General features: G+C 61.4%; 7 protein-coding genes. 4 read left to right on the forward strand and 3 right to left on the reverse strand.

Annotated elements, in window-relative coordinates:
- Nucleotides 1-216: 216 nt before the first annotated feature.
- A complete protein-coding gene (locus tag AAHA49_RS17660) occupies nucleotides 217-672 on the reverse strand; it encodes a hypothetical protein (protein WP_342039166.1) in 456 nt (151 codons plus the stop codon).
- Nucleotides 672-1,184: a hypothetical protein gene (locus AAHA49_RS17665; protein ID WP_342039167.1), complete on the reverse strand. Its 513-nt coding sequence runs from the start codon at nucleotides 1,182-1,184 to the stop codon at nucleotides 672-674. Before AAHA49_RS17665 ends, AAHA49_RS17660 begins: the two co-directional genes overlap by 1 nt.
- A 192-nt stretch (nucleotides 1,185-1,376) precedes the next feature.
- On the opposite strand from AAHA49_RS17665, the gene tyrS reads away from it, so the two are divergent.
- From tyrS to AAHA49_RS17680, 3 genes are all read left to right on the forward strand, one after another.
- Entirely contained in the window at nucleotides 1,377-2,663 is a 1,287-nt protein-coding gene (gene tyrS, locus AAHA49_RS17670; protein WP_342039168.1) for a tyrosine--tRNA ligase, read from the forward strand.
- 52 nt (nucleotides 2,664-2,715) lie between these two features.
- Complete coding sequence (locus AAHA49_RS17675; RefSeq protein ID WP_342039169.1) at nucleotides 2,716-3,411, forward strand: hypothetical protein; 696 nt, start codon at nucleotides 2,716-2,718, stop codon at nucleotides 3,409-3,411.
- Between the two features lie 198 nt (nucleotides 3,412-3,609).
- A complete protein-coding gene (locus AAHA49_RS17680; protein ID WP_342039170.1) occupies nucleotides 3,610-4,011 on the forward strand; it encodes a YccF domain-containing protein in 402 nt (133 codons plus the stop codon).
- Nucleotides 4,012-4,034: 23 nt separating this feature from the next.
- On the opposite strand, the gene AAHA49_RS17685 is transcribed toward AAHA49_RS17680, so the two are convergent.
- The gene (locus tag AAHA49_RS17685) at nucleotides 4,035-4,883 is read right to left on the reverse strand and encodes a formate/nitrite transporter family protein (RefSeq protein WP_342039171.1); all 849 of its coding nucleotides are present in this window, start codon (nucleotides 4,881-4,883) and stop codon (nucleotides 4,035-4,037) included.
- Between the two features lie 123 nt (nucleotides 4,884-5,006).
- Between AAHA49_RS17685 and AAHA49_RS17690 the strand changes: the two genes are divergently transcribed.
- Nucleotides 5,007-5,345 (forward strand): hypothetical protein, encoded by a 339-nt coding sequence (locus tag AAHA49_RS17690; RefSeq protein ID WP_342039172.1) that lies wholly within the window; start codon nucleotides 5,007-5,009, stop codon nucleotides 5,343-5,345.
- Nucleotides 5,346-5,741 lie beyond the last annotated feature (396 nt).

A 5,741-nucleotide genomic window follows, 5' to 3' on the forward strand; every position in this document is an offset into this window, starting at 1 on the left:
AACTTCCATCCTCGGAGGGCCTCGACCCCTATCCAGCGACCGACGCGCCCAACCCGACTACACTCTCAGCTGCGAAGAGCCGGATTAGTTATACTCAAACGACCATGAACGGCTATGTCTTTGAATAAGCTTTTCGCGTGTAGTTACTTGCCGGGGCCTCAAATAAGCCAAACTGGTTGAATCTTATTTTGAATTGAAGATATTGAATGATTGGCCTTATTTTCCGAACCAGCGCGGAGGTTTCGGTCGAATTGTACGAAGGCCGGATATTTTCGAGAAGGTATCTAATGATTGATCGAAACGAATCATCGCTCCGACTGTTCCGGTTTCCACTATATCGGTGAGTGCGTCAAGTACATCTTGGGCGGCATTGATAGTGCGTGAATCATAGTGAAGTTCCATCTCCTTTAGCAGCTCATGAAGATTTAGATCCCACCCTGGTTCAAGCGGCAAATCAAGTTCTTCGCCTCGTCGCCTATGCCTAGATGCCTGAACGTTGATCTTTTGCGCTAGTGTGAAGTATCGTGTAGCGACACTTTTGCGTTGACTCTTCACTGTCGCTCGTTCGTTCAGTTTCACGCCAAGCAATATTCCAACGATGCCTATGATGCCGCCTCCAATCGTGGTAAGCGCGTCAGGTAAGAATGACATAAAGTTGATGGCTTCCTTCATCAGCAAATGCGGGGTGGTTCGGTCATCCGTTCGAGGCCCTGCCACGAATTCGACGATGACCAGTGATTACCGAAAGTGTCCGAAAATTTAAGCGTCGCGCCTCCCGTGAGTTCGCCGAAAACAACTTCGCGGCGGGGAACCTGGTAAGTGTCTTTCGTCTGCTCTCCCGGTAATATCGTGCCGTAAACTATCTCGATGGGTTGATTCGGGTAGTCTGATTCAAGATTTAGTACGACGTTGTGTATTGGGTAAGGGCCAGAGTTCACTATTTCGACCTCGACAGGAACTTTACCATCGGCATTCGGCGGACGGCCATCGGATGCTGGTTGCCATGTGGATTTTATCCCCACTGCGCGAGCCATCGCCTCGCGATTTGCTTCATCATCTTTTCGGGCCTGCGCCCTTGCTAGTTGTGAATCCTTGAGATTGCTTCGCAGTTGCCAAACTGCTGCGTAGAAGCCAGCGCCCGTTAGGACCGCCATGACCCAGTCTGCTATAGTTCCCCATTCCATTGTTGCAGTTTACATTTCTCCTTCTCGGCGAGGTCACCGCGTTCTGCCCGCCACGACCGACAACCTCGGCGAGTCCCGCCTCGGCGAGCGAGGACTCACCACGGACGGCAACGATCACGGTCCCGCGTACGCCGTAGAATTGGGAGGGCCGGCCCGACGCCGGCAAGTCCACACAGTTTCGAAAGGACCGAAGTGACCGACGTATTCAGTGACCTCAAAGCCCGCGGGCTCGTGGCGGTGTCGACCGACGAGACCGTGCTCCAGACAGCTCTGGATCAGGAGTCGCTGACCTATTACGTCGGTTTCGATCCGACCGCGCCGAGCCTGCACATGGGCAACCTCGTCCAGCTCATCACGGCCTCGCGCCTCCAGCAGGCCGGGCACAATCCGCTCGCCCTCGTCGGCGGGGCCACCGGCCTCATCGGCGACCCGCGGATGTCGGGGGAGCGCACCCTCAACCCGCGCGAGATCGTCGAGGAATGGGTCGGCAAGATCCGCGCCCAGGTCGAACGGTTCCTCGACTTCACCGGCCCGAATGCCGCCCAGGTCGTCAACAACTACGACTGGACCTCGGAGATCTCGGCGATCGATTTCCTCCGAGACATCGGCAAGCACTTCCCGGTCAACCGGATGCTCGCGAAGGAATCCGTGTCCGCGCGCCTGAAGAACGAGTCCGGCCTGTCCTTCACCGAGTTCTCCTACCAAGTGCTCCAGGGCAACGACTACCTCGAGCTCTACCGCCGCTACGGCTGCACCCTGCAGACCGGCGGATCCGACCAGTGGGGCAACCTCACCTCGGGCGTCGACCTCATCCGCCGCGTCGAAGCCGCCAACGTCCACGCGATGGCGACCCCGCTCATCACGAAGGCCGACGGCACGAAGTTCGGCAAGACCGAATCGGGCACCGTGTGGCTCGACGCCTCGCTGACCAGCCCGTACGCGTTCAGCCAGTTCTGGCTCAACGCCGACGACCGCGACGTCATGAAGTACCTCAAGGTCTTCTCGTTCCGCCCGCTCGAGGAGCTCGAAGCGATCGGCGCTGAGTTCGAAGCCGCCCCGCACACCCGCCTGGCGCAGAAGGTCCTCGCCGAGGATGTCACCACCCTCGTCCACGGACGCGACCAGTACGATCAGGCGATCGCCGCGGCTGCCGCGCTCTTCGGCGGCGGCGAGCTCAGCGCTCTCGACCCGGCGACCCTCGGCGCGGCCACGGCCGAACTGCCCCGCGGCGAGGTTCCCGCGGCGTCGCTCGGTGAGGGCGTGCCCGTCGCCGATGCCTTCGTCGCCTCCGGCATCGTCAAGTCCAAGGGCGAGGCCCGGCGCGCCATCAAGGACGGCGGCGCCTACGTCAACAACGTCAAGGTCTCCGGCGAGGACCAGACCCTGACCAGCGACGACGTCCTCGAGACCGCCGGCGGGGGAGTCGTGCTGCTCCGCCGCGGCAAGAAGACTCTGGGAGCAGTCGACATCGTCGGCTGAGTTTGATTGTGAACCTGAGCCGCAATCGGATGAACGCGGACCGATGAGTCCCATGAACAACGACGACGCCGTGCAGCGAGATCCCTCGCCGCACGGCGTCGGCCGTTTCCCGGAGCGTTTCCCGGGCATGGGTGACGGTGGGCCGGACCTCCTCGCCGAGGTGGCCGACCTTCGCCGTCGCATCCACCGTCTCGAACGCATCATGGTCGCGATCTTCTGCCTGGTCACCGCTACCGTGCTCGTCGCGGGCGCGGTTCTTCCCATGTACACCGACCGCGATGTCGACACCGGCGACCAGGCATGGTCGGTGGTCTCGATCGCCGGATCCGCGCTTTCGATCCTCGTCGGTGCCGAGCGCCCCGACACGGATTCGCCCGGAGTCCAAGCCTTGTTCATCGCCGGATTCCTCGGGCTCAACTTGATCATCGTGCTCCTCCTGCTCGTCGTCTTTCCCTGGGCCGTCATCGGTCGGGTGAGCCGGAATCAGGTGAGGTTCGCGCGCATCGTCGTGTGGCTCGGACTCGTCGGGTCGGTCGTCCCGGTGCTCCTCTCGCTCGTGGCCTCCGGCTCGACGGACTCCGAGGCCGGGTGGGGAGGGGCCGTACTGTTCGTCGGAATGGCTGCGTCGCTCGTCATCGTGCTCACGACCGTGCGACCGCGGGCTGCGGGTGACGGCGCCGAGGTGGCCGACGGCAGGTGGAGAAGTGCGGGCGGCGGTGGCTCGACTTCCGACGGGGACCGTCGGTAGATCCTTTCGGAGCCGGGAAGGCCCTTCAGACCTGACCGAATGGAGAACCTCCGCGCACAATTGCGGACTTCCTCAGTTGCCGAGTCCGTCCGTGGTGACCGACGATGGAAGAGCGGTCTCACGTGGGATGTCACTGAGACCAGTTCCAACCGCGACTGATCCTCAGTCGCGAACCCGAAGATCTAGGAGACCTGTTCCATGAAGACTCTGCTCAACATCATCTGGGTGATCTTCTCCGGTCTCTGGCTGGCCATCGGGTACTACATCGCCGGCATCATCTGCTGCATCCTCATCGTCACGATCCCGTGGGGCATCGCGTCTTTCCGGATCGGCAACTACGCGCTCTGGCCGTTCGGCCGCGAAGTGGTCGAAACGCGCAGCGCCGGCATCGGGGCGACTTTGGGCAACATCATCTGGCTCATCGTCGCCGGGGTGTGGCTGGCGATCGGCCATGTCGTCACGTCGATCCCGCTGTTCCTCTCGATCATCGGCATCCCGCTCGGGTGGGCGAACCTCAAGCTCATCCCCGTCTCGCTCATGCCTCTGGGCAAGGAGATCGTCGACAGCAACACCGTTCTGCCCAGGTACCAACAGCGGTAACGGATGCCTGAGCCGCCCCTGACTCAATCCTCAGAGGCCTGCTCCTGCAGCTCTTCGAGCGAGATCTCCCCTCGACGCACTGCACTGAGCACCCGATAGGTCCGCATCACCCTCGGAAGTGCGATGACGAGCAGTCCGCCGAGCATGTTGAAGACGATGACGATGACGAACCACTGCAGGAACTGCAGGAAGGAGATGTCGGCACCGGCGAATATGGCCGCGAAGATCATGATCGCGTTGATCGCGCCGTGCAGCATGCTGAAACCGATGACGAGCAGTCCTGTGACCATGCAGACGATCGCGGTGACCACCTGATTCGTCGCCCCCTGCTGCATGCGCGTGGCCAGGGTGATTGTGGCTCCCGCGAGAAGGGAGAGCCCGATCATCACCACGAGTGAAGGCTGCTCCATGTAGCCGAGGGCCGTGTCGACGAGCACGCCGTGATAGTCGGGCAGGGCGAGCACGATCAGCCAGGCGAACGCCGCTCCGCCCACCAAGTTGGTGGCCAGGCTGATCACCCACAGCCGCACCACCTGCAGCCAGTTCGCCTGCCCTGCGAGGACGGCGTTGAGTGGCAGGAGGAACTCTTCGGTGAACAGTTCGGAGTGCGCGAGTTTGAGTGCGAGCAGGCCGATGCCGAACGCCATACCGGCGAGGATATCCGAGCCGGTGGCCTGCTTGACGAGGATCATCGCCAAGATCCCCAGGCCGACATCGATCCCGCCGAAGATCCCCGTGACGATGAGCTCGGGCAGTTTCCGATTGAGGCGCGCAGCACCTTCGGTGACGGTTGCTGACGCCTCTTCGACAAGCCCGTCTTCAAGATCGAGATCGCTCTTGCCGAGTCGTTCGCGCTGATCCTTCTGGGTCATGCGGCCAGTCTATAGTCGAAACAAGGCGCACTGTCAGATTCTGACGTCAAGGATCCTTGAGAATGAGAAGGCGCCGGCTCCGGTTGCGACGGTACGCGCCCTGCCGGCTCCGCGGTTGCGCTGATGCGCGCAGGCCGGGCGTGCTTCACATCTGGGAAGCGATTCGCCAATTGGCCTGGAGCATCGCCGCCCGCATCAGGCTCGATCTTCGTTGCGTCCGGACTCACCGAAGCGCAGCCGGAGAAGACCTTCATCCCGTTGGTCGTCTACTACGTCATCCCCATCTTCATCCTTCCGTTCGCCATCGTCGTCACACAGCTCGCCGGACTGATCTTCGCCCAAGGCGCATGGATCGACACCGCGTACGAAGTGCTGGCTCGGCCGAGCATCATCGCCGCCATCGCGGTGAGTCTGCTGGGGTACGGGTACTACACAACGACCGGCGCCGAGGCGGACGACTGAGCCCCAGCCCCTGGGACCGGGTGTGTGAAGCAGCGTGCAGCCGGTCCCCGGATCAGGGCGAATAAGAGCCCTGAACCCGCTTGACTACAGCGGTGACCGTTGTCACAGGCCGAATTTCGCCTTCCGGGTTGCGTGGGTGGGTTCGGGTGGTCTAGAGTTATATCTCGTTCGCCTCACCGGGAACACCACGACAAAGGGGTGTTTCCACCGGGTGTCACCAGCACAAACACTGTTTGAGCGGGGACGGTTTCCGGGAGTGTGATCGGGTGAACGCAATCCTGTGGATGCCCCCACCGAGCATGCGAGTGTTCTCTTGTGTGTGGTGTGGGTGTGTGTTTGTGGTTTGAGAATCCAATAGCGTGTTTGTTTGAACAATGTGATGCCAGAAATTTTTTC

Origin of the sequence: Brevibacterium ammoniilyticum (assembly GCF_038429965.1) — a bacterium.
GTDB classification, from domain to species: domain Bacteria; phylum Actinomycetota; class Actinomycetes; order Actinomycetales; family Brevibacteriaceae; genus Brevibacterium; species Brevibacterium ammoniilyticum.

Coding starts and splice junctions, on each gene's coding strand:
- AAHA49_RS17680 (WP_342039170.1), top strand. CDS start 3,610: ATGAAGACTCTGCTCAACATCATCTGGGTGATCTTCTCCGGTCTCTGG.
- AAHA49_RS17665 (WP_342039167.1), bottom strand. CDS start 1,184: ATGGAATGGGGAACTATAGCAGACTGGGTCATGGCGGTCCTAACGGGC.
- AAHA49_RS17685 (WP_342039171.1), bottom strand. CDS start 4,883: ATGACCCAGAAGGATCAGCGCGAACGACTCGGCAAGAGCGATCTCGAT.
- AAHA49_RS17660 (WP_342039166.1), bottom strand. CDS start 672: ATGAAGGAAGCCATCAACTTTATGTCATTCTTACCTGACGCGCTTACC.
- AAHA49_RS17675 (WP_342039169.1), top strand. CDS start 2,716: ATGAACAACGACGACGCCGTGCAGCGAGATCCCTCGCCGCACGGCGTC.
- AAHA49_RS17690 (WP_342039172.1), top strand. CDS start 5,007: ATGCGCGCAGGCCGGGCGTGCTTCACATCTGGGAAGCGATTCGCCAAT.